The sequence below is a fragment of the Microbulbifer maximicatervae (SeqCode) genome (genome assembly GCF_052467815.1).
Genome location: NZ_CP174326.1, coordinates 2,617,227 through 2,639,634 on the forward strand (window position 1 = coordinate 2,617,227; position 22,408 = coordinate 2,639,634).

General features: G+C 53.8%; 20 protein-coding genes. 17 read left to right on the forward strand and 3 right to left on the reverse strand.

The genetic code is table 11. The features are described from left to right. Window positions 1-60: 60 nt before the first annotated feature. The 4 genes from ACJJIW_RS11365 to ACJJIW_RS11380 are packed head-to-tail and all read left to right on the forward strand — an operon-like array spanning window position 61 to window position 3,984. The gene (locus ACJJIW_RS11365; RefSeq protein ID WP_413664705.1) at window positions 61-585 is read left to right on the forward strand and encodes a FixH family protein; all 525 of its coding nucleotides are present in this window, start codon (window positions 61-63) and stop codon (window positions 583-585) included. Then, window positions 582-3,014 carry a heavy metal translocating P-type ATPase gene (locus ACJJIW_RS11370; RefSeq protein ID WP_444935204.1) on the forward strand — a complete coding sequence of 811 codons (2,433 nt, stop codon included), beginning with the start codon at window positions 582-584 and terminating at the stop codon, window positions 3,012-3,014. The genes ACJJIW_RS11365 and ACJJIW_RS11370 overlap by 4 nt, the downstream gene beginning before the upstream one ends. 34 nt (window positions 3,015-3,048) lie before the next feature. Then, on the forward strand, window positions 3,049-3,234 hold the full coding sequence (ccoS, locus tag ACJJIW_RS11375) for a cbb3-type cytochrome oxidase assembly protein CcoS (protein WP_108732140.1): 186 nt from the start codon (window positions 3,049-3,051) through the stop codon (window positions 3,232-3,234). Next, entirely contained in the window at window positions 3,235-3,984 is a 750-nt protein-coding gene (locus ACJJIW_RS11380) for a sulfite exporter TauE/SafE family protein (RefSeq protein WP_444926950.1), read from the forward strand. 27 nt (window positions 3,985-4,011) lie between these two features. Here the strand turns inward: ACJJIW_RS11380 and nadC are convergent, their stop codons facing one another. Continuing rightward, window positions 4,012-4,866, reverse strand: a complete 855-nt coding sequence (nadC, locus tag ACJJIW_RS11385; protein ID WP_444894729.1) for a carboxylating nicotinate-nucleotide diphosphorylase — start codon at window positions 4,864-4,866, stop codon at window positions 4,012-4,014. A gap of 434 nt (window positions 4,867-5,300) precedes the next feature. On the opposite strand from nadC, the gene ACJJIW_RS11390 reads away from it, so the two are divergent. The 8 genes from ACJJIW_RS11390 (at window position 5,301) to ACJJIW_RS11425 (ending at window position 15,771) form a co-directional block, all read left to right on the forward strand. After that, entirely contained in the window at window positions 5,301-7,772 is a 2,472-nt protein-coding gene (locus ACJJIW_RS11390) for a DUF1631 domain-containing protein (RefSeq protein ID WP_282931577.1), read from the forward strand. Between the two features lie 190 nt (window positions 7,773-7,962). Continuing rightward, complete coding sequence (gene ampD / locus ACJJIW_RS11395) at window positions 7,963-8,520, forward strand: 1,6-anhydro-N-acetylmuramyl-L-alanine amidase AmpD (protein WP_444935205.1); 558 nt, start codon at window positions 7,963-7,965, stop codon at window positions 8,518-8,520. Between the two features lie 90 nt (window positions 8,521-8,610). Further along, complete coding sequence (gene ampE, locus ACJJIW_RS11400) at window positions 8,611-9,486, forward strand: regulatory signaling modulator protein AmpE (protein WP_282931579.1); 876 nt, start codon at window positions 8,611-8,613, stop codon at window positions 9,484-9,486. 217 nt (window positions 9,487-9,703) lie between these two features. Beyond that, a complete protein-coding gene (locus ACJJIW_RS11405) occupies window positions 9,704-11,131 on the forward strand; it encodes an aldehyde dehydrogenase family protein (RefSeq protein ID WP_444935206.1) in 1,428 nt (475 codons plus the stop codon). A 64-nt stretch (window positions 11,132-11,195) separates the two neighbouring features. Further along, on the forward strand, window positions 11,196-12,230 hold the full coding sequence (locus tag ACJJIW_RS11410; RefSeq protein WP_444894726.1) for a threonine ammonia-lyase: 1,035 nt from the start codon (window positions 11,196-11,198) through the stop codon (window positions 12,228-12,230). A gap of 15 nt (window positions 12,231-12,245) precedes the next feature. After that, window positions 12,246-12,818 carry a YbhB/YbcL family Raf kinase inhibitor-like protein gene (locus ACJJIW_RS11415; RefSeq protein WP_444935207.1) on the forward strand — a complete coding sequence of 191 codons (573 nt, stop codon included), beginning with the start codon at window positions 12,246-12,248 and terminating at the stop codon, window positions 12,816-12,818. 71 nt (window positions 12,819-12,889) lie between these two features. After that, complete coding sequence (locus ACJJIW_RS11420) at window positions 12,890-14,263, forward strand: AmpG family muropeptide MFS transporter (protein ID WP_444935208.1); 1,374 nt, start codon at window positions 12,890-12,892, stop codon at window positions 14,261-14,263. Between the two features lie 236 nt (window positions 14,264-14,499). Further along, window positions 14,500-15,771, forward strand: coding sequence for an AmpG family muropeptide MFS transporter (locus ACJJIW_RS11425; protein WP_282931583.1), 1,272 nt, complete (start codon window positions 14,500-14,502; stop codon window positions 15,769-15,771). 17 nt (window positions 15,772-15,788) lie between these two features. Here ACJJIW_RS11425 and ACJJIW_RS11430 read toward each other — a convergent pair whose 3' ends face one another. Then, the gene (locus ACJJIW_RS11430; RefSeq protein ID WP_444935209.1) at window positions 15,789-16,094 is read right to left on the reverse strand and encodes an MGMT family protein; all 306 of its coding nucleotides are present in this window, start codon (window positions 16,092-16,094) and stop codon (window positions 15,789-15,791) included. Window positions 16,095-16,334: 240 nt separating this feature from the next. On the opposite strand from ACJJIW_RS11430, the gene ACJJIW_RS11435 reads away from it, so the two are divergent. Beyond that, entirely contained in the window at window positions 16,335-17,366 is a 1,032-nt protein-coding gene (locus ACJJIW_RS11435; protein WP_444935210.1) for a DUF481 domain-containing protein, read from the forward strand. A gap of 84 nt (window positions 17,367-17,450) precedes the next feature. Continuing rightward, window positions 17,451-18,212, forward strand: a complete 762-nt coding sequence (locus tag ACJJIW_RS11440; protein WP_444935211.1) for an SDR family oxidoreductase — start codon at window positions 17,451-17,453, stop codon at window positions 18,210-18,212. Window positions 18,213-18,295: 83 nt separating this feature from the next. Here ACJJIW_RS11440 and cfa read toward each other — a convergent pair whose 3' ends face one another. Further along, window positions 18,296-19,444: a cyclopropane fatty acyl phospholipid synthase gene (gene cfa / locus ACJJIW_RS11445; RefSeq protein WP_282931587.1), complete on the reverse strand. Its 1,149-nt coding sequence runs from the start codon at window positions 19,442-19,444 to the stop codon at window positions 18,296-18,298. Window positions 19,445-19,588: 144 nt separating this feature from the next. On the opposite strand from cfa, the gene ACJJIW_RS11450 reads away from it, so the two are divergent. The 3 genes from ACJJIW_RS11450 (at window position 19,589) to groL (ending at window position 22,272) form a co-directional block, all read left to right on the forward strand. Further along, window positions 19,589-20,074 (forward strand): FxsA family protein, encoded by a 486-nt coding sequence (locus ACJJIW_RS11450; RefSeq protein WP_282931588.1) that lies wholly within the window; start codon window positions 19,589-19,591, stop codon window positions 20,072-20,074. Window positions 20,075-20,289: 215 nt separating this feature from the next. Beyond that, window positions 20,290-20,583, forward strand: coding sequence for a co-chaperone GroES (locus tag ACJJIW_RS11455; RefSeq protein ID WP_020412315.1), 294 nt, complete (start codon window positions 20,290-20,292; stop codon window positions 20,581-20,583). A gap of 48 nt (window positions 20,584-20,631) precedes the next feature. Continuing rightward, entirely contained in the window at window positions 20,632-22,272 is a 1,641-nt protein-coding gene (gene groL, locus ACJJIW_RS11460) for a chaperonin GroEL (protein WP_282931589.1), read from the forward strand. The last annotated feature ends 136 nt before the right edge of the window (window positions 22,273-22,408 follow it).

Consider the following 22,408-nt stretch of genomic DNA (forward strand, 5'->3'; position numbering starts at 1 on the left):
TACGGGCCCGCCCAGGCGGGCTCGACTTTTGTGCACAAACGGTAACTTTTTGGTAACGCGATGAATGAATCAACCCCAAAACCCTGGTACCGGGAACCTTGGGCGTGGATGGTACTGGCCCCACTGATTACAGTGGTGGTTGTCTCCACAATTACAGTCTCGATAGCGGTGCGCTTTGCTGACGATAAAGTCAGTGATACTTACTACAAAGACAGCCGCATGTATCACTTCAGCGCCGAGCAAGACTTGCGCGCGAAAGAGCTGGGTCTGGCCGCTTTGGTCCAGTTTCAGCCTTCTGAAAAATCGGTTGTCGTGGAGCTGAATGGCGACCTCGACTACCCCAAGGCCCTACTGCTCACATTGAGCCACCCGGTGGAGTCTGACCTGGATAAGCATATCGAGCTCTCCCAGCTCTCCGTGGGCCGCTACCAGGGCACTTTGCCTGAAGGCGTTGGGAATCGCTGGTATCTGCGCTTGATGCCGGAACTCGATCCCGATGCGCATCAGGACGCCAACTGGCGCCTGAAAGGTGAAATCAACTTCGATCTCGGCAATGCCGCGCCACTGAACGCAGTAACTCAATGACTTCGTCTTCCTCCTCCTGTTATCACTGCGGACTTCCAGTCCCTCCCGGCAGCAACCACTCGGTGGTTATCGACGGGGCCGCCCGGGATATGTGTTGTCCAGGCTGTGAGGCGGTAGCCAGCGCTATCGTTTCCGGTGGTCTGGATGGCTTTTATCGCTTCCGGGAGAAGGAGAGTGACAGGCCGGAGGAAGCTCAACCCCAGGACCGCTGGGCGGCATACGATTTGCCGGAAGTGCAGCAGCAGTTTGTTCACGATTGGGATAACGGCAACAAGATTGCCTCGCTGTTGATTAGCGGTATTACCTGTGCGGCCTGTGTGTGGTTGATAGAAAAGCACCTGGGGCAGTTGGACGGGATTGAGAAGGTCTCTGTCAACGCCAGTACCCAGCGTGCCCAGATCGGTTTTAATCCCGACAAGATCAAACCCAGTGAGCTGTTTGGCGAACTGGAACGGATTGGCTACCGGCCGGCCCCGGCCACTGCGGCCAACCAGGAAAGCGTGATCCAGAGCGAGCACCGCGCCGCCCTGCGCCGCCTGGGTGTCGCCGGACTCGGCACCATGCAGGTGATGATGTTTGCCATCGCCCTGTATTTTGGTGCTGCAGCGGAAGAGGGTGTCGGCGAGTTTGAGCGCTACTTCCGCTGGGTTTCCCTGCTGGTAGCAACGCCAGTGGTTTTCTACGCGGCGCGCCCATTTTTCAGTGCCGCTTTGCGCAGCCTGCGCGCCCGACACCTGAGTATGGATGTGCCGGTGTCCCTGGCGATTGGTATGGCCTATGTCGCCAGCTTTTACGCCACCGTATTCGGCACCGGTGAGGTGTACTTCGAATCTATCTCCATGTTCACCTTCTTCCTGTTGTTGGGGCGGACGGTGGAAATGCGCGCCCGCCACCGGGCGGGCTTAGCCAGCGGTGGTTTGGCCCAGTTGCTGCCGATGACGGCGGCCAAATACCAAGGGGATGATATTGTCCATGTACCGGTGGCCGCATTGGTCGTTGGGGATAAAGTTTTGTTGCGCCCGGGAGACACTATCCCCGCCGATGGGGAGGTGCTGGAGGGCGTTAGTGGTGTGGATGAATCCCTGCTCAGCGGTGAATCGGCACTGCAACAGAAGTCTGCAGGCAGCCCGGTTTATGCCGGTAGTGTCAACGGCGATTCCACCCTGACTATTCGAATTACGGCAGCGGGGCAGTCGACTCGCTTGTCCGCTATTGAGCGCCTGGTAGAACGGGCGCAATTAGATAAACCCAACCAAGTGGCCCTGGCAGATCGGGTTGCGGGTATTTTTGTCGGTGTCGTTTTATTCGCGGCACTGGCGGCGTTTGTTGTCTGGTGGCAAATCGACCCCAGTCGCGCTTTTTGGGTATCCCTGTCTGTGCTGGTGGTGACTTGCCCCTGCGCACTGTCGCTGGCAACCCCTGCTGCCCTGGCTTCCGCCACCCTGCGTTTACAGCAGTTGGGACTTCTTGTGGCTGGAGGCAGCCTACTGGAAACGCTGCCGCGTATCGGCCGGGTGCTGTTCGACAAGACCGGTACCCTGACACGAGGTGAGCCGAGAATCCTGCATATTGATTTGCTGCGGGCCAACTGGAGCGAGCAGCGGGTTAAGGATGTTGCCGCTGCCCTGGAATCCCAGACCAATCACCCCCTGGCCAGGGCCTTCCGCGCTTGGCGTGGCAATCTCATCGCCACTGATCTGAAAGTTCATACCGGGGCTGGTCTGGAAGGGCAGATTGAGGGGGGCAGTTACCGGCTGGGTAAGGCGAGTTTTGTCTCCAGTGAGGAAATTTCCACACCCGAAGTGGAGGGGCAGTGGCTGCTGCTCGGCGACTCCCTGGGCCCTATTGCCTGGATTGCGTTGGGGGATAAGTTACGGGACTCGGCAACCACCGCTGTTGAGGGTTTGACTGAGCAAGGTCTTTCAGTGGAACTGCTCAGTGGTGACCAGTCTGCGGAAGTTGAGCGGCTGGCAGGGCGAGCGGGTATCAGCAACTACCGCGCCGGTGCCTCGCCAGAGGACAAGCTCAGCCATATGAAGCAGCTGCAAAGCGATGGTGAGAAGGTGTTAATGGTGGGGGATGGCATCAATGATGTGCCAGTCCTCTCTGGTGCCGATGCCTCTGTGGCGATGATGTCTGCGGCAGATCTGGCCCAGTCCCGCGCCGATGCCATTTTGCTGAACGGAGATCTCGAAGTGCTGCCCAAAGCTATAGAGCTGGCGTACAAATGCCGCCGAATTGTGCGGCAGAATCTGGCATGGGCTCTGGGCTACAACGTGATTGCCCTGCCGCTGGCATTTTGCGGTCTCGTGCCGCCCTGGGCTGCGGCAATCGGTATGTCCCTGAGTTCTCTGATCGTAGTGCTAAATGCGTTGCGCCTGTCCCGCGGACAGGAAGTCGACGAAAACCCTGTGAGCGCTGCGGCTTAATCCCGTGCTCACAGAAAGAGAGGAGGTGTAACTGATGGAAAGTCTGTATTTCCTGATTCCCATTGCGGTGATTTTGGTTGGCTTTGCGGTGAAGCTCTTTTTCTGGGCCGTGAATAACGGACAGTACGATGATCTGGAAACGGAAGGTCGTCGCATTTTGTTTGATGACGATGATGTTCAGCAGGACAAATCTGACGCGGAAAGGAAGCAGGAGAAGTAAGTGGGGGACTGGGGTTTTTTAGCGGCGGCTCTGGCTATCGGTTTTTTGGGTAGCAGTCACTGCATCGGTATGTGTGGGGGAATCTCCGGAGCGCTGGGTATGGCGACACCGGGGAAAAAGACTGCTTGGGTGCAGCTGGGCTCTTACCAATTGGGTCGCCTGGGTAGCTATGCGCTGATGGGAGCGCTCGCCGGTGCCCTTGGTGCGGCGATATTGCCGGCACTAACTCCACTGCGATTTGCCGCCGGGATCATGTTGATCCTGATGGCGCTGTATATCGGTGGTATCTGGCAGGGATTGGCTTGGATTGAAAAAGGGGGCCGTTACCTTTGGCGCTATGTGCAGCCACTATCGGCCAAATTATTACCGGTTCGCTCTGCGGGGCAGGCATTGGCACTGGGCTCCCTGTGGGGCTGGTTGCCCTGTGGTTTGGTTTATAGCGCGCTGACGTTCGCCCTGGCCCAAGGCAGTGCCGAGCGGTCTGCCCTGGCGATGTTTGCTTTTGGTTTGGGCACTGTGCCTGCCATGCTGGCTACTGGTGCTGCGGCGGCACAGGTGCGTGGCATAGTGCAAAAGCCGGGGGTTCGCTATGGTTTCGCCGCAGCGATTTTGCTGTTTGGTATCTGGACCATTTGGGGGGCTATGGGCCACGGTGGACACGGAGACCACGCCAACCACGGGCAGATGAGTGGGATGGAAGCTCCCGCTGAAGACACGGAAGAGCAGGGACACCATCATCACCATCACTAAGCGCAGTGATGATGGGTCTTGTGAGCGCTAGAGATCGATTCGCAGGGATAAGTCGATAGCGCGCAGGTGCTTGGTCAGGCTACCAGAAGAGATATAGTCCACTTCCAGTTCAGCTAACTGGGCGATGCGATCCCGGTCGACACTGCCGGAAAGCTCAATTTTGGCTTTGCCCTTGGCCAATTTCAGGGCAGTTCTAGTGTCTTCATCATTGAATTCGTCGAGCATAATCACGTCCACACCAACGGCGAGCGCCTGCTCCAACTCTTCAATATTTTCCACTTCGACTTCAATCAGGGCTTCCGGCTTGATCACTCGCGCTTGGGCGACGGCGTGCTCAATGCCACCGGCGGCGAAGATATGGTTCTCTTTGATCAGGAAGGCGTCGTAAAGACCGATGCGGTGATTGTGGCAGCCACCGCAAAGTACGGCGTACTTCTGTGCGCTGCGCAGACCGGGAATGGTCTTGCGGGTGTCGAGAATCTTCACCTCAGTGCCTTCAGCTCGCGCGGCGAACTCCGCAGCGGTTGTGGCAGTACCGGATAAGGTTTGCAGGAAATTCAGTGCAGCGCGCTCGCCGGTGAGGATAGCGCGGGCATTGCCTTCCAGTTCAAAAATAACGGCGTTGGCGCTGATGCGGTCGCCGTCCTCGAAGTGCCAGGTGAGGACGAGTTCCGGGTCCAGGGTGTGGAATACAGCCTCTACCCAGGCGCGACCACTAAGAGTGCAATCTTCGCGGGTGATTACCCGGGCCCGCGCATTGCGGTCCTCTGGGATCAGCTGGGCGGTGATATCGCCACTACCAATATCTTCTTCCAGGGCCACCTGAACTGAGCGTTGCAGGTCGGCAGTGATATTGGGAATAGCCGTGTCTTGTGGTCGCATTGGGAAACCTCGAAATTAACGCCGGCGCAGTTTACCAAAACACTCGGGGTTTTGACTGTATTACTCAGTCATTGGCAGGTAGCAGTTGGCTCTACGAATAGCTGTGACAAGTGTCTCAAATATGTCGCGGAACTGTGTAAAACAGTCCTATAACGCGAGTAGAATGGCTGAATAGTAAGGCTTGATCGCAGCCTGAATTGTTCCAGGGCAGGGTCGATAAACGCTGTTCTCTCGCGATCAAAACTTGAGTGAAATCAAGAACTTCGGCAGATTTTTCGCACATGATCGCGGCGGGATTTCAACAGGTTTGGGAATGTGGTTATCGGGGAATTGAAAGTATCCGTTTCCGCTTGGGAGACCACTTTTCCAATTACTAATTTTTGCTTTTGGCCTCAGCGCTACAAGTCGGACAGCATTCGAAGGACTTCTTGGAAATGAGTGAATCCAGAAAGGTAGTTTCCCTCTCAGAGAAAAGTGGAGCGCGCAATATTTCTGCATCAGGTAAGCCCGCTGTTCTGCCCGCCGCAGTGACAATGCTGAAAGAAAAAGCGACGGCACAATTGCTGGAGCGGATAAAAACGCTTTTCGGAAAAGTAGATGATTCCCTGTTTGCCATGGCTGAGCGAGCCCATGGCCAGGAAGAGCAGGATGGCCTTTTCCAGGCTTTGCGCTTACTTCGTGTGGAGCGCCGCAATATAGCCGAACAATTTATTAAGAATGTCTCTCGCGCTTTTCAGATACGCGAAGAAGAGAAATCAGAAAGTAGTTTCGCTTCGGATAACCTGTCGCTGGTTCACAATGATGACCTGGAGCAACTAGTAGCTGCCGACACCATGGTGGCTACAGCCAAGCGCGATTTTGCAGAGCCCCTCACCGAGTTGTGTATGAGGCTCGATACGCTCTACGCCGTTAAGGTGTATGACAAGAATAATCCTCTGGGTCCAGACGTAATCTGCGATGCTTTCGTAGAGGCAAACCAGGACCTGGATCTTCACATCCGCGCCCGCCTCACCCTGCTTAAAAAATTCGAGCAGGTAGTTATGTTGCAACTGCGCGACTTCTATGAATTCTGCAATCAGCTACTCGTAGAGCAGGGCGTATTGCCGTCGCTGCGTGAACAGCAGCGCGTAGCCAGGCAGCGCTCTGCCTACAACGGCGCTCCCGCTCCCATTGCCAATGCACCGACTGGTGGGCCCAGCGGTGTTACGGCTGGTGGCCAACCTGGGCAAGGTGGCGTTGCCGCTACCGGACACTTTCCTCCAGGGCTGGTACCCGCTGCGGCAGGCGTTACACCGATGCCCGCTGGGGATCTTCTTTCCCACTTGGGAGCACTGCAAAGTGGAAGCCACTATCAGGGTGGTAGTGCGGTACAGCTGCTAAATGTGGGCGAGTTGCTACAGCAGCGGCTGGTGGACTCTAACCAGGCGGCCTCACTGGCAAAAGTCGATAGTGATGTGATCAAGCTGGTGGAGATGCTGTTCTCCTTTATCCTGGAAGATCGTAGCCTCGCTACCCAGATTAAATCCCTTTTAGGTCGATTGCAGTTGCCACTATTGAAAGTGGCCATTGCGGATAAATCATTTTTCAGTAAAGGCGGTCACCCTGCGCGTAAACTGCTCAACGAGTTGGCCGATGCGGCTACCGGGTGGCAGGCAGGGGATAACTACGAATCCGATCCCCTGTACAAAGAGATATCCCAAATTGTTGAGCGCGTGCTTAATGAGTTTGATCGGGACATCAACATCTTTGCCGTTTTGCTGGAATCACTGCGGGAATTTATCGTCCGCGAACGCAAGCGCGCTGAGATGCTGGAGCGTCGCGTTGTAGATGAAGCGGATGGCCGTGCCAAGACCCAAGCTGCCCGAGCGCGGGTAGCTGCGGTGATGGATGCCTTGGTTGCAGAGCGGGATCTGCCACAGGTGGTGCAGGATTGGTTGAACAAAGTTTGGAACAACGTGCTGTTCCTGACTTGCGTCAAAGAGGGTACAGAGAGCGACGCCTGGAACCGCGACGTGCGCACAGCGAGAGATCTCGTGTGGAGTGTGCAGGCCCCAATGCCGGATTCCCGCAAACAGTTATTGAGCTTACTGCCTGTTTTGCAGGAGAGATTGCGCGAGGGAATTGAGGCGCTTTCCTATAACGCTTTCGAAGCGCGCACTCTTTTCTCTGGCCTCAAAGAAGTTTATCGCGAGCGCTTTGCCCTGGCCCAGCAATTGGCGGAGCAGCGTGAGCGTGAAGTGGCAGAGCAGGTTGCCCGCGAAGTGCGCGCAGCGACATCTGCTGAGCCGACGTCTGTTGTTGCTGATAATGTTGCTGACAAGCCAGTTGCCCCTGTCGTGGAACAGGAAACTGCTGCTGATGGCGGACCCGCTGGTGTTACTGAAGCTACGGTTGCCGTGACTGAAGCGGTAATTGCTGAAGCTGTGGTTACCCAGGAAGTGATTACAGACACTGCCGAAGTCCAACTTCCAGGCGAGCCAGCTGAAGTTACTGTTGAAGCTGTCCAAGCCGAACCCCAAGAAGTGGCGGTGCCGCAGATGGAAGAGCTTGAGCAGGCAGTTGCTGAAGCAGAGGTGGCTGCACCGGAGCAGGATGGACTGGCACCCCTTGACGAAGATGATCCTCACTGGCAGATGACCTTCCGCCTGGCACAGGGCAGTTGGTTTGAGCTGAAACGATCTGAGGATGAGCAGTTCCGTTGTCGTCTGGCGGCAGTAATTCGCGATATCGACCAATTTATCTTCGTTAATCGTAACGGCGCTAAGGTTGCCGAGTTTGCTCGTCTGGAGCTGGCCCACGCCCTGCGTTCGGCACAGCTTATGCCACTGGATGATGGTATGTTGTTTGAGCGGGCGCTGCAGTCCGTGATTGGTAATGTGCGCAAGAAGCGCAGTGAGCAGCGCTAATTTTCGGGAAACTAACGAGCGGACGTTGAGTATTTGGCAGGGATATTCAGTGGCCAGTGGTTTTCCGCAAGTTATGTCGCGATACTGCTCCGATCAGATTGGCATATCGATCAACGCTTCCATAGAATGGTAACTGCTGAAGCCTCGGGCGATACCGGGGCTATCAATAGGTTGCAGCGGAGATCGCAGATTGAAATATCAAGTGGAGTCTGGCTGGTTGGCGGGCGCGCGCCGGGTTCCGAGTCCTCATTGCAATAGCCGCCCGGAAGACTGTGCGGTGGATCTATTGGTGATTCACAGTATCAGCTTGCCGCCCGGACAATATGGCGGCCCCTACATTGATGCCTTTTTCCTGGGGCAGTTGGATATCGATGCGCACCCCTATTTTGCCGATATTGCTGCATTACAGGTGTCTGCGCATATTTTGATCGACCGCGATGGCCTGGTAACGCAATACGTTCCCCTGGATCGGCGTGCCTGGCATGCGGGCAAGTCTGAGTTTAAAGGCCGTACCAACTGCAATGATTTTTCGATTGGCATTGAGCTGGAGGGGTTGGATACCGATATATATACCGATGCTCAATATCATGCTCTCGCCGAGGTGAGTGCAGCGATTATACAGGCATACCCCTCCATTGATATCGATAGAATCGCCAGTCACTCTGATATTGCCCCCGGCCGAAAATTGGACCCGGGTCCGGGTTTTGACTGGGAGCGCTACCTCAATAAGCTAAAAGAAATCGTTTGATCCCCAGTAGCGAACCTCAAAAGTGGGACGGCCTCTAGTAAACAAGAGTCGCAGCACGATTTTGATAACTGAAACAGTCTCGGATTATTTATGACTCTGTTAATTGTTCTGATCACCGTTGCCCTGGTGCAAATCTGGGGTTCAGGGGCCCCGTTACATCGCGATGGTTGGTTCAGTCGCTGGGGCCAGTATTTACAGGCGTTGCCCAGTATTAATGGCAATAGTGGTCTGCTGCTTGGTGTCACTATCCTGGTTCCAGTATTGATCTCTGCGATTGTGATGGCGCTGGCAGAGGGCGCAGCGGGCGGCCTGGGTTACTTGCTGTTGGGGGTGCCATTGCTGCTCTATTGTCTCGGTCGCGGCAACTTCAACGAGATTGTCGCGAATTACCTGCGTAATTGGTACAGCGGAGACTTTGAAGGTGCTAACAAAGCGGCAGCTCCTATTTTGCGCGAGTTACACGAAGCGCCCTCCGATGATACTTGCTTGCATGAGCAGGTATTTCGCGGCGCAGCCTATTGTGCCTTTGAGAGACTCTTTGCCGTATTGTTTTGGTTTATTCTGCTGGGTATCCCCGGGGCAGTACTCTTCCGCTTGAGTGCTCTATATGCTGAAAATACCCGGGGCTCTTCCGAGGAAGCGACTGCGGCGCGCTGGTTGTGGTTACTGGAATGGTTGCCGGTCCGTGTGATGGGACTGAGCTTTGCCATTGTGGGCAATTTTGCCGGTTGTTACCGCGCTTGGCGCCGGGTGTTGATGTGTCGTGAAAGCCAAACCGATCAAGTTCTTGAGGCTTACCTGGAAGGGGCTCTTGGCGGTATTGATGCCAGCGAGTGCAGTGGCGGTTCCGACCTGTCGCAAATGCAGCGCCAAAGCGGTGCCGAGATTGAGGGGCTGCAGGCACTGCTTTCCAGAACCTTGCTTCTGTGGATAACTGGTTTAGCCCTTCTGGTTCTGTTTATCTGATAGCCAAAACAATCGCCTCTGAGCTACTTAGTGCGCTCCGGGGCGGCTGCTGAGCTTGTCGTCATTTTCAAAATTTTATTTCCTCTCTATATTGACTTATCCCCGCCTTCCTACGAAATTGCGCGCCCCAGCTGCCGGACTTCGGCGCTTTGCCATACCAATAAAGCGGAGCTAGCCATTGCCTGTGACGGCTTATACTCATTGAAGGAAGTAGGGTTTGGAAGTTTCGGTACTGGAACCGCAGATGTTGTCAGATCTGGCTACAGCAAACGATTGGAATGCAGCCACATTAGTGGCGGGGTTGCGAACCTATTTTCGCAGTGGTAGCACTGCCGAAATAAGTTGGCGGCGCAGGCAACTGTGTCAACTGCGCAAGATGATCTCCGAGAACGAGGCACATTTTGTCCAAGCCCTTCACGATGATTTGCGCAAAGCTCCCCAGGAAAGCTACCTCACTGAAATTTCATTTCTCTACAACGATATCGATCACACCCTGAAGTCCCTGAAGAAATGGGTGCGCCCGCGCAAGGTCCAATCGCCGATGATGACCCAGCCGGCCAAGAGCTATGTGCAACCGGAGCCGCTGGGTGTTGTGCTGATTATCGGTGCCTGGAATTATCCGCTGCAATTATTGTTATCGCCGCTGGTACCGGCGATTGCCGCCGGCAATTGTGCGGTGGTAAAGCCCTCGGAGTTATCCCCCGCAACCTCCCGGTTAATCGCAGAATTATTACCGCGTTATCTCGACAACGATGCCTTTGCATGTGTCGAAGGTGGTGTGGCAGAAACCACGGCGCTGCTGGAGCAGCGTTGGGACCATATTATGTACACCGGCGGTGGCCGGGTCGGCAAAATCATAATGAGTGCGGCGGCTAAATACCTGACTCCGGTAACCCTGGAACTCGGCGGAAAGAGCCCTTGTATTGTTGCCGATGATGCCAACTTGGAAGTGGCTGCACGGCGAATTGCCTGGGGTAAATTTACCAATGCGGGGCAGACTTGTATCGCCCCGGATTATGTTCTCTGTAGTCGGCGTACAGCCGATCGGCTCACCCCCATGTTGCAGCGGGTGCTCTGGGAAATGTATGGGGAGCATCCGCGAGAATCTGCCGACTATGGGCGCATTGTTAACAGCCAGCACACCCTTCGCCTGTCGGATTACCTGGGGGATGGAGAGGTGGTATTTGGCGGTGAAGTCGATGTGGACGACTGCTATATGGCGCCCACCATAATGCGCAACGTCAATCTCTCTGCGGGAGTTATGCAGGAGGAGATCTTTGGCCCGATACTCCCCATTATTGAACTGGATGATTTCTCCAAAGCGGAGGAGTTTGTCAATGAGCGAGAGAAGCCCCTGGCCCTGTATGTATTTACCCAGGATGAAGCATTGGCGGATCGGATTCTATCCCGTTGCAGCTCCGGCAACGCCTGCGTGAATGACTGCATGATGTTTATGCTGGCCCAGGACCTGCCTTTTGGAGGCGTCGGTGCCAGCGGTATGGGGTCCTACCATGGAGAGCATGGCTTCCGCACTTTCAGTCACTACAAGGCCGTAATGCGGCGCAGAAATATCCTCGATATCGATATACGATATGCACCCTTCAACGACAGGAAAATGAAATTCCTGCGTATGCTCAGCAAATAATTCCTTATCGACAGGCATGGTTTTCCACTGTGCCTGCTCCGTAGAACACTGGATGTTATCGGCGGTGGATAAGCTGGATTATTCCCATGTAGTCGAAAAGGATAACAGTGTTATGCCCCTGGATCGCAACGAGATACCTGCCAGTGAGGATGTATTTAGTGCCGCTCAAAATATTGCAGGCATGGTACACGAGACCCCTCTGCTCAGCTCTCGGCAGCTGAACGAGCTGACGGGCGCCAATTTGTGGTTTAAGTGTGAGCACTTGCAGAAAGTGGGCGCCTTTAAAGCGCGGGGCGCGGCTAATGCGCTTTCGCTGCTCCCGGACGGGGTCGAGGAAGTTGCCACCCATTCGTCCGGTAATCACGGTGCGGCGCTCGCCTGGGCAGCAGCCCAGCGGGGATTGGCCTGTACGGTGGTGATGCCCGAAACGGCTCCCAAGACAAAACGCATGGCGGTTGAAGGGTACGGTGCCAAAGTGGTGACTTCGGGCCCCAGCCTGGCTGATCGCGAATCCACTTTGGCAAAGGTACTTGAGGAAACCGGTGCGCACGAAGTCCCGCCCTATGACGATAAGCGCATTATTGCAGGGCAGGGCACTGTAGCCATGGAGGTGCTCAAGCAGAGCCGCGAACAGGGCTTTGCTCCAGACGTTATTGTGGCGCCAGTGGGAGGCGGTGGACTTTTGTCCGGCGTGGGATTGGCTATGGCTGCGCTTGCCCCCGATATCCTGGTAATTGGTGCGGAACCCGCCGGAGCGGATGATGCCCAGCGTTCACTGCGCGGTGGCGTTCATATCACCACACAACAGCCCGATACGATCGCCGATGGTCTGCGCACAACATTGGGCGGCAAAAATTACGCCGTTATTGAGCGCACGGTGCGGGATATTGTGACAGTCAGCGAAGCTGGTATCGTCAATGCGATGCGGCTATTGTGGACGCGAACCAAACAGCTGGTAGAACCGTCGGCTGCGGTGGGTCTCGCTGCGATCATTGAGCACAGCGCGCGCTTTCGCAATAAGAATGTCGTGGTTGTTCTGACCGGCGGAAATATGGATCTGGACAAAGTGGGCCCACTGCTGTCCAGTGAAGAAAACTAAAAGGGGAACTGGGATATGAGCCATTTATTGAAAAAGGGCGGCCGGGGTTTGGCCGGGCTGCTTTGTGCTGCTGCGCTGTCACTGACTGGAACCAACGCGGTTGCTGAGAAGCTGACACTGTCATCCAGCTCCCTGCAAGCTGGAAAGAAAATGCCCATGGCCCATGTTTATGGCAGCTGCGGCGGTGAGAACCTGTCTCCCCAATTGAGCTGGAGTGGGGCACCGGAGGGCACAAAGAGTTTTGCTATTACCGCTTACGATCCCGACGCGCCTACCGGCAGCGGTTGGTGGCACTGGGTGGTATTTAATATCCCAGTGGATACTACCAATCTTCCGGAAGGGGCTGGTGATCTGAAAAACGGCCTGATTCCAGAAGCAGTGCAGGGACGCAATGATTATGGTAATTCCGGTTACGGTGGTGCCTGCCCGCCCAAGGGGCACGGGGATCATCGCTATCGTTTTCGTGTCTATGCCTTGAAAGTGGAATCCCTGCCGCTGGATGAAAACACTTCTCCTGCTAAAGTTGGCTTCAATATCAATGCCAATAAGTTGGCCGAAGCGGAGCTGGAAGTTTTGTGGGGCCACTGAGTAAATAAATTAATCTAATCCCGCTGCACGGTGATCGCTGTTGCGGCGGCTCAGGCTCTGGAGGCCCGCGCTTGACCAACTCACAAAAGCAAATGACATGGGGGCAAGCGCTGGCCGCTTATTTGAAGCCCCGTGTACTCACCATGTTTTTCCTCGGCTTTTCCGCCGGCCTCCCATTACTGCTGGTTTTCTCTACCTTGACTGCCTGGCTGCGGGACTACGGTGTCAGCCGTACCGCCATCGGGTTTTTTGCCTGGGTGGGGATCACCTTTTCGATCAAGGTTCTCTGGGCCCCTATTGTCGATCAGCTGCGTCTGCCTTTTTTCACGGACAAATTGGGCAAGCGTCGGGGCTGGATGCTGGTATCCCAAATCGGGATAGCGATTGGCCTGATAGGTATGGCCAGTGTAAATCCCCAGCTCTCTCTGATGCACGTAGCCCTACTGGCCCTGTGGGTCGCTTTCTGTTCGGCCTCTCAAGATGTGGCGATTGATGCCTATCGAATTGAGGCCATGGATGACGATTATCAGGGCGCTATGGCTGCCAATTATGTATTTGGCTATCGGGTGGCAATGCTGATAGCCGGAGCGGGCGCCCTGTTTATTGCGGATATCTTTAGCTGGTCCGGTGCTTATCTTGCGATGGCTGGATTGATGGGCGTGGGCCTGATTACCACCCTGATTATTGCCGAGCCTGATCACAGCAAGGTAAACAAAGAAGCCGATGAGCTGCAAAGCGAGTGGGCCCAGCGCCTGTTGGGCAAGGGGGAGCACGGTCGCTTGAAGCAGTGGTTTATTCGCGCCGTAGCCTGCCCCTTTATCGAATTTTTTCAGCGCAATGGCCGCTTTGCAATCATTCTGTTGCTATTTATCGGTATCTTCCGTTTAAGTGATATTGCGATGGGGGTGATGGCCAATCCCTTCTATTTGGATCTGGGCTTTACCAAAACGGAAATTGCTGAAATCAGTAAGCTGTTTGGCTTCTTCTGTACCATTATCGGTTCTTTTCTAGGCGGGCTGTTAGTGGTGCGTTACGGTGTTGTGCGTCCGTTGATACTCGGTTCGGTTATGGTCGCCTGCACCAACCTGCTATTTGCCCAACTCGCTGTGATCGGTCCTGATAAAGCCTGGTTGGCGCTGGTAATTAGTGCGGACAACATCAGTGGAGGAATTGCCAATGCGATACTGATCGCGTTTCTCTCCAGTCTTGCCAATAAAGCTTATACCGCCACTCAATATGCTTTGTTCAGCTCCCTGATGACCTTGCCGGGGAAATTTATCAGTGGTTTTTCCGGCATAGTGGTGGATGCTCAGGGTTATGCCTACTTCTTTATTTATGCGGCGCTTATGGGAATTCCAGCCATTGCGCTGTCCATTTATTTTTGGCGCCGCGAGCAGCGCGACTGGCCGGGAGAAGAAGTGCAGCCGGGAGCGGGCACTACCTAAGGTTTACAGGGATGCTATTTCCTCTCTAAGAGTACATCCTGAATTCAGCTCTTTTCTAAATCCCTATGTCATATCAAAACTCTTCGCCGGGCATTCTGCCCGGCTTGTGTCTATGGTGGTTGTAAAGGTGAAACCCACCCCTCCATAGACTCGCCCTTATGTTTGATTGTGTGTCTGTTGCCTGTCGGGTCGGGTATCACTGGTAGACGATGCTCAGCGAATAAAAGCGACAAACTATGGCCCACGAAACCATTCGGGAGGCGGTGTTTAATCGGCGTATGCTGATTTGTATTGGCACCGGTTTCTCTTCGGGGATGCCTCTTTTTGTATTGATACAGTTGGTGCCCGCTTGGCTGCGTACCGAAGGCGTGGATCTGGCCACTATCGGTATTTTTGCATTGCTGGGATTGCCTTATACGTGGAAATTTATCTGGTCTCCGCTGATGGAGCGCTATGCATTCCCGATGCTCGGCCGCCGGCGGGGCTGGATGTTGGTAATGCAGCTGTTGCTGATAGTTTCCATTGGTGTCCTGGGGATGTTCAGTCCCCAGTTTGATATCTGGTCAATTGCCGCAATTTGCTTTGCGGTGGCTTTTTTCAGTGCCAGCCAGGATATAGTCCTGGATGCTTTCCGGCGAGAAATTTTGCCGGACCAGGAGTTGGGCCTGGGCAATTCCTTCCATGCCAACGCCTATCGTATTTCCGGCTTGATCCCTGGCTCCCTCAGCTTGATTCTGTCGGATCACCTGGCCTGGGACCAGGTGTTTATGATTACTGCGGCCTTCATGTTGATTGCCGTCTTTATGACATTGATGGTCGCTGAGCCGGAACATCCAGCAGCTCGCCCTAATTCTCTGCGGGAAGCCATTGTTTTACCCTTCGTCGAATTCTTTAATCGCAATGGTGTAAAACAGGCGGTGCTCGTACTGGCCTTTATGTTTTTGTACAAGCTCGGCGATAGCATGGCCACAGCACTGGCGACGCCCTACTACCTGGATATGGGATATTCCAATACGGATATTGGCATAGTGGCGAAGAATGCCGGCTTGTGGCCTGCGGTAATTGGCGGTTTCTTTGGCGGCTTATTAATTGTAAAGATCGGGATTAATAAGTGCTTGTGGATTTTCGGTGTGGTACAGCTGGTTTCAATATTCGGATTTATGATTTTGTCTGAAGTGAATGGCGAGCTGGTGGGCACTCCAGATTTCAATCCTAGCCTCTGGCTATTGGCGATAGTAATTGCCTTTGAGTATCTCGGGGTGGGGTTGGGGACAGCGGTGTTTATTGCATTTATCGCCCGCACTACCAGCAAGTTGCACACCGCGACCCAATTTGCCTTGTTTACTGCGTTGACTTCACTCCCGCGCACCTTCGCCAATGCCTCCACCGGCTATTTGGTGGAGGGAATGGGGTGGACACATTTCTTTCTCCTGTGTGCCGCCCTGGCGGTTCCCGGGATGATCCTGCTGTTTTGGGTTGCGCCCTGGGGGGCAGATGAGGTTGCGTAGTTTGTCTTCAGCGGCGGCTAAGGTTTCCAGCGGTATTTACTCATATCCACCCGTCCTTTCAACAATGTAACGCCCTCGCTTTCGAGTCTCTTACGCTGGCGGCTGGCGCCGGGCTCTGGCAGGGAGATGCGCCCCTGGGCGTTGATCACTCGGTGCCAGGGGAGCTTGGTACCCCTGGGCAACTTACGCAGCGTCTGACCAGCGAGTCTAGCGGCACGTGGGTAGCCTGCCATCTCAGCCAAGTCTCCATAAGTGACAACCCGGCCCTTGGGGATGGCTGCCAAAGCTTGGCATATTCTTTCCAGGGAGTTCTGTTTTTCCATAAAAAGCTCAAACTGTCGGCGAAATACGCCAATTAGGCGCACTTTTTTACTTTGTAATCTTGTGAATCTGAGATTTTTATTCGCCATTTATGGATACTTTACCAGCTTGTAAGGTCACAGTCAGACCTGCGTAAAAGCGGCTACTTTGATGGCGTGCCACATGATTCTAGTTATGGCATTATGGTGCGATTACTACGGCTGTTTGCGCCTTTCATACACCTAAAAATCCAAGGTTTCTTAGTGGTTTTATCGACACGACTCCCCAGGTTCTTTGTACGAACTCTCCTGTTTATTGCGCCTTTCCAGGCCTATGCCGGTGTGCTGACTCTGGAAAATGGCGATCGCATTCAAGGTGATTTGGTGCTTGTGGAGAGGGATCAGGTTACTTGGAAATCAGAGACCTTTGGTGAAGTTAAAGTCGACAAATCCAAAGTAGTGTCGATGGATGTCGATACCGATATCAAAATTGCCGGCAGGGATGAACCTTGTACCTTGGCTGGCCACCGCGAAGAGCGTTGGGAAGTGTACTGTGCTGAGGGGCGCGGTTGGCTGATCGACTTCCCCGGTATTGAGCGGGCAGAACCCTACAGCACATTTACCACCAGTCCGGTGTTGTTCAGCGGTGATGTTACTGCCGGAGGCGTATTCGAGAGCGGTAACCGCGAGCGCGAAGACCTCGACGTCAACATCAACTTGGATATTCGTCATAACGATTTTCAGCACCTGATGGGGGCGGTGTACCAAAACCAGGAGAGTGAAGAAGACGGTGATCTGGAAAAGTACCAGCTCAACTATGATCTTCGCTGGATCTTTTCTGAAAATTGGTTTGCTGCAGCCAACAGTGAGTTGGAAAGAGAAGAAGCACAGAACCTGGATCTGGGAACCACTCTCGGTCTCGGTATGGGTTATCTGTTTTACGACACAAGCAAAACCACCTTCTCCCTCGAAGGAGGTGTGAGTAGCCTGCAAGAGAGTTTTATTGACGAGGAGTTGAGTGAAGGCCAAGACGAGCGTTATGTCGCCGGTCGAATCGCACTTAACTACCGCTACAAGTTTTCCCTTGGGCCGGAAATTTATTTCGACCAGGAAACCTTACAATCCTTTGATCACAGTAACGATTACGAAGCTAATGCCAAATTGGGGGTGCGAACTCCTTTGGTTGAAGGCGTGCTGATGGAAATCGGTTACGAGTGGCAGTACGACAATACGCCCTCCCTGGAAAGTGAAAAAGAAGATACCAAAGTGACCGTTGGCGTAGGTTACGAATGGTAATTCCCCCTTTAGCCTGCATAGGGCAGGTTCGAAGGCAGTCATAAACGATAAATCTAAAAAACGAGCGACGACGAGGAGTTTAATATGCAGATCGCTGACAGTATTGTTGCGATTACCGGTGCGGGCCAGGGTTTGGGCCGAGCGATGGCCGAGTATTTGGCCGCACGGGGCGCGCGCCTGGCCCTGATCGATGTTAATGAAGAAGGCCTGAAAGAGAGTGTCGCTGCTTGTGAAAAACTCGGTGCTGAGGCTCGCAGCTACTTGATCAATGTTGCTGATGAAGAAACGGTAGATTCCGGGTTTGCAAAAATTGCAGCGGACTTTGGTGGGCTTCAGGTGCTGATTAATAATGCCGGCATTATGCGCGATGGCATGTTGCTCAAGTGCAAAGATGGCAAAGTGACTGATCGTATGTCCCTGGCTCAGTGGCAGTCGGTGATCGATGTGAACCTCACCGGTGTATTCCTCTGCGGCCGCGCTGCTGCGGGCATTATGGCGGAAAGCGGTAAGGGTGGGGTGATGATCAATATCTCCAGCCTGTCCCGTGCGGGCAATATGGGGCAGACCAACTACTCTGCCAGTAAAGCAGGTGTTGCCGCGATGACAGTATCTTGGGCACGCGAACTCGCGCGCTACGGTGTGCGTGTTGCCGGAATTGCCCCAGGCTTTATCGGCACCGATATGGTTGCACAGATGCGCCCGGAAATTCTCGAAAGCCTGGTAAAACAAGTACCTCTGCGCAGGTTGGGTGAGCAGGATGAGATCGCTTCGACAGTAGCGTTTATCCTGGAGAATGACTATGTTACCGGTCGCGTGATGGATATAGATGGCGGAGCGCGCCTGTAAGTTTCTCTGTATCCGAACATAAAAAGGGTGAACAAAGTTCACCCTTTTTTGTTTCTGCAATTAGTGCAGGGGCTAAACCAACCTCAGCTTAACCGGGTGACACCGTCGGTGCGGAACCTCGAGAACATAAACTGCCACAGTTGTAGAGTTCGCACCCGAAAGCCACCTGCGCAGGCAAGCAGGTAGTAGCGCCACATTCTGTAGAAGCGCTGGCCATAGCGATCGGCAAAGTGCGGCCAATTTTTCTCGAAGTTTTCATGCCAGGCCATTAGTGTTTTATCGTAGTAATAGCCGAAGTTGTGTACGTCTTCACATACTAAGAGGCGATCGGCAGCATCTCCTATTTGCCCCAATGAAGGCACTTCACCACCGGGAAAAATATATTTTTCTGTCCATAAGTCAGTGGAGGAACTACGAATATTGTTACCGATAGTGTGCAGCAGCATTAGTCCATCTTTATCCAGGCAGCGTTGAGCTACCTGCATGAAGGTGCGATAGTTCTTATGCCCTACATGTTCAAACATCCCCACACTGGCAATTCGATCGAAAGGTTCATTTAAGTCACGGTAATCCATCAGCTTCACGGTAATGGGCAGGTCGTTATAGCGCTCTGCTACATAGGCACGCTGTTCCCGGGAGATGGTGATACCGACACACTCTACCTGGTATTTCTGCGCTGCATAGCTGACCAGGCTGCCCCACCCGCAACCGATGTCCAGCAGGCGCATACCAGGCTTCAGCTCCAGTTTTCGGCAGATCAGATCAAGTTTTGCCTCTTGGGCTTCATCCAGGGTTGTTGCGTCTTTCCAATAACCACAACTGTAGGTGAGACGGGAATCGAGCATGGCGCTGTAGAACTCGTTGCCCAAATCGTAGTGCTGTACGCCTACATTGAATGAGCGGCTTTTACTTTGTAAGTTCAGCAAGTTGCTGCGTATAGTTCGCCATAAGTAGCGCCAGTTTTTTAAATTGAGGTGTAGCTCTGCAGACAGTAGCCGTTGCATGAACTGGTCCAAAGCCTGCACGTCCCAGTCGCCGCGCATATACGTCTCGCCCAGCCCCAGGCTGTGCCGAGCGATGATCTCATCCAGGGCTGCTTCCCGGTTGAGTTGTAGATCCCAGGGCCTCTCCCCATTAATTTGAATGTCCGCTTTTGCTAAAATATCGTCCACTAAATGGCGGCTACGCCCGATAGCTGGCACTTCTATCGCATCCTGCTGCTCGCTTGCCATTCAATCCTCCCTATCTCCAGTTTTCGTGGGGTTGAATAAGGCGCCCTTGAATAATTTGCCTCCCCACTCCATTTACTACAGCATATTGAAAAAACCGTGATCGCCCCGGCTCTCTGCGAAGCTGGTTAACTAGGAATTCCCGCAATGCGCCCATTACTACTTCTATTTATAGCTCTACCTGTACTCGAAATGTGGGTGTTGATTGCCGTAGGCAGTGAAATTGGCGCCCTGCCAACGATCGGTCTGGTTATTTTGACCGCAGTGGTAGGAGTGACACTGCTTCGCCGCCAGGGAATCTCTACCTTGATGCGGGCCCAAGAGAAGATGCAGGCTGGAAATATTCCCGCCAAAGAGATGGTTGAAGGGATATTCCTCGCTGTAGGCGGTGTGTTGTTACTCACTCCGGGCTTTATTACCGACTTCTTCGGCTTTATCTGCCTGATACCGGGGCTCAGGAACCTGTTGCTCGGTTTTATCCTTCGCCATGTAAAAGTGGTTCCCCCGCAGCACTTCAATCAGTCGCCAAATCACAAGCATGGCGATGACATTATTGAGGGGGAGTATTCGAAAGATGAGAAGCGCCCCGGAGAGAATCAACACTCCGTTGAAGATAAGCGCCCCAAGTCCTGATTGGGTTAAAAAACATACAAAATGTCAGTGATGAGAATTTGCTTTGCAGTTTTTTCACCTGATGGTGTTGAAATCCTTATTCCCGCCCATAGATAGGGTTCAACTGAGAATTAAGCCCCGCCTCTGGGGATCAGAGAGGGGTGAGGTTACCGGCCCAAAGGGCCAGTGCCGTCCATGTTGGAAACCATTAAAACGACTCAATGGAGAACTTATCCATGAAAATTCGTCCTTTACACGACCGCGTCGTAGTACGCCGTAAGGAAGAAGAAGCGATGTCAGCTGGCGGTATCGTGCTGCCAGGCGCTGCCAAAGAAAAGCCGAACCAAGGTGAAGTGGTAGCCGTGGGTGAGGGCAAGCAGCTGGACAATGGCGACGTTCGCGCACTGTCTGTGAAGGTAGGTGACACTGTTGTTTTCGGTCGCTATGCCGACAGTAATACCCTCAAGGTGGAAGGCGAAGAGCTGATCATCATGAGCGAAGGTGACATCTACGGCGTGTTGGAAGGCTAAGGCCAGCCTTTAACTTTACTCGCAAAAAGAATTTGAGGAATAAGAATCATGGCAGCTAAAGACGTAATTTTTGGTGACGACGCTCGTCAGAAAATGCTGAAAGGCGTAAATATCCTGGCAGACGCTGTAAAAACTACTCTGGGTCCTAAAGGCCGCAACGTAGTTCTGGACAAGTCCTTCGGCGCTCCTACCGTAACCAAAGACGGTGTTTCCGTAGCGAAAGAAATCGAGCTGAGCGACAAGTTCGAAAACATGGGCGCACAGATGGTTAAAGAAGTTGCTTCCAAAGCTTCTGACACCGCTGGTGACGGCACCACCACCGCTACCGTTCTGGCCCAGGCTATCGTAACCGAAGGTCTGAAATCCGTAGCCGCTGGCTTCAACCCAATGGACCTGAAGCGCGGCATCGACAAAGCGGTAACCGCAGCTGTTGACCACATTGCTGGCCTGTCCACTCCTTGTGCTGACACCAAGTCTATCGCTCAGGTAGGTACTATCTCCGCTAACAGCGACGAGAGCGTTGGTACCATCATCGCTGAAGCCATGGAAAAAGTTGGCAAAGAAGGCGTTATCACTGTTGAAGAAGGTTCTGGCCTGGAAAACGAGCTGGACGTAGTAGAAGGTATGCAGTTCGATCGCGGCTACCTGTCTCCTTACTTCATCACCAACCAAGAGAACATGACTGCCGAGCTGGACAGCCCGTTCATCCTGCTGGTAGACAAGAAAATCTCCAACATCCGCGACCTGCTGCCCCTGCTGGAGCAAGTAGCTAAAGCTTCCAAGCCGCTGCTGATTATCGCTGAAGACGTAGAAGGCGAAGCGCTGGCAACTCTGGTTGTAAACAGCATGCGCGGCATTGTTAAAGTTGCTGCTGTTAAAGCACCTGGTTTCGGCGACCGTCGTAAAGCCATGCTACAGGACATCGCTATCCTGACTGGCGGCACCGTGATTTCTGAAGAAGTTGGCCTGGAGCTGGAAGGTACCACTCTGGAGCACCTGGGTACTGCTAAGCGCGTAACCCTGTCCAAAGAAAACACTGTAATCGTTGACGGCGCTGGCAATGTTAAAGACATCGAAGCTCGCGTTAGCCAGATCCGTGCACAGATCGAAGAGTCCTCTTCCGACTACGACAAAGAGAAGCTGCAAGAGCGCGTAGCCAAGCTGGCTGGCGGTGTTGCGGTAATCAAAGTAGGCGCCGCTACTGAAGTGGAAATGAAAGAGAAGAAAGCCCGCGTTGAAGACGCGCTGCACGCTACCCGCGCCGCAGTAGAGGAAGGCGTAGTACCTGGCGGTGGTACCGCTCTGGTTCGCGCTACCCAGGTTATTTCTGTAACTGGCGACAACGAAGACCAGAACCACGGCATCGCAGCAGCCCTGCGCGCTATGGAAATGCCTCTGCGTCAAATCGTTTCCAACGCTGGCGACGAAGCTTCCGTAGTTGTTGACAAGATCAAGCAAGGCGAAGGCAACTTCGGTTACAACGCTGCTACTGGTGAGTACGGCGATATGCTGGAAATGGGTATCCTGGACCCAGCTAAAGTAACCCGCTCTGCTCTGCAAGCGGCAGCCTCTATCGCTGGCCTGATGATCACCACCGAAGCCATGGTTGCAGAGATTCCGGAAGACAAGCCGGCTGCTCCTGACATGAGCGGTATGGGTGGCATGGGCGGTATGGGCGGCATGATGTAAGCCGGCCTTAAAGCCTATCTAAAAAGCCCCGCAATTGCGGGGCTTTTTTTTGCCTTGTGGGAAGTGGGTTACTGGGGACTGACTATGTGATTAAAGCTTGCAGTTTGAGAGGTGTCCACAGGCTCTTAAATCGATA

Coding starts and splice junctions, on each gene's coding strand:
- ACJJIW_RS11365 (WP_413664705.1), top strand. CDS start 61: ATGAATGAATCAACCCCAAAACCCTGGTACCGGGAACCTTGGGCGTGG.
- ACJJIW_RS11370 (WP_444935204.1), top strand. CDS start 582: ATGACTTCGTCTTCCTCCTCCTGTTATCACTGCGGACTTCCAGTCCCT.
- ccoS (WP_108732140.1), top strand. CDS start 3,049: ATGGAAAGTCTGTATTTCCTGATTCCCATTGCGGTGATTTTGGTTGGC.
- nadC (WP_444894729.1), bottom strand. CDS start 4,866: ATGCGACCACAAGACACGGCTATTCCCAATATCACTGCCGACCTGCAA.
- ACJJIW_RS11390 (WP_282931577.1), top strand. CDS start 5,301: ATGAGTGAATCCAGAAAGGTAGTTTCCCTCTCAGAGAAAAGTGGAGCG.
- ampE (WP_282931579.1), top strand. CDS start 8,611: ATGACTCTGTTAATTGTTCTGATCACCGTTGCCCTGGTGCAAATCTGG.
- ACJJIW_RS11415 (WP_444935207.1), top strand. CDS start 12,246: ATGAGCCATTTATTGAAAAAGGGCGGCCGGGGTTTGGCCGGGCTGCTT.
- ACJJIW_RS11425 (WP_282931583.1), top strand. CDS start 14,500: ATGGCCCACGAAACCATTCGGGAGGCGGTGTTTAATCGGCGTATGCTG.
- ACJJIW_RS11430 (WP_444935209.1), bottom strand. CDS start 16,094: ATGGAAAAACAGAACTCCCTGGAAAGAATATGCCAAGCTTTGGCAGCC.
- ACJJIW_RS11440 (WP_444935211.1), top strand. CDS start 17,451: ATGCAGATCGCTGACAGTATTGTTGCGATTACCGGTGCGGGCCAGGGT.
- cfa (WP_282931587.1), bottom strand. CDS start 19,444: ATGGCAAGCGAGCAGCAGGATGCGATAGAAGTGCCAGCTATCGGGCGT.
- ACJJIW_RS11450 (WP_282931588.1), top strand. CDS start 19,589: ATGCGCCCATTACTACTTCTATTTATAGCTCTACCTGTACTCGAAATG.
- ACJJIW_RS11455 (WP_020412315.1), top strand. CDS start 20,290: ATGAAAATTCGTCCTTTACACGACCGCGTCGTAGTACGCCGTAAGGAA.
- groL (WP_282931589.1), top strand. CDS start 20,632: ATGGCAGCTAAAGACGTAATTTTTGGTGACGACGCTCGTCAGAAAATG.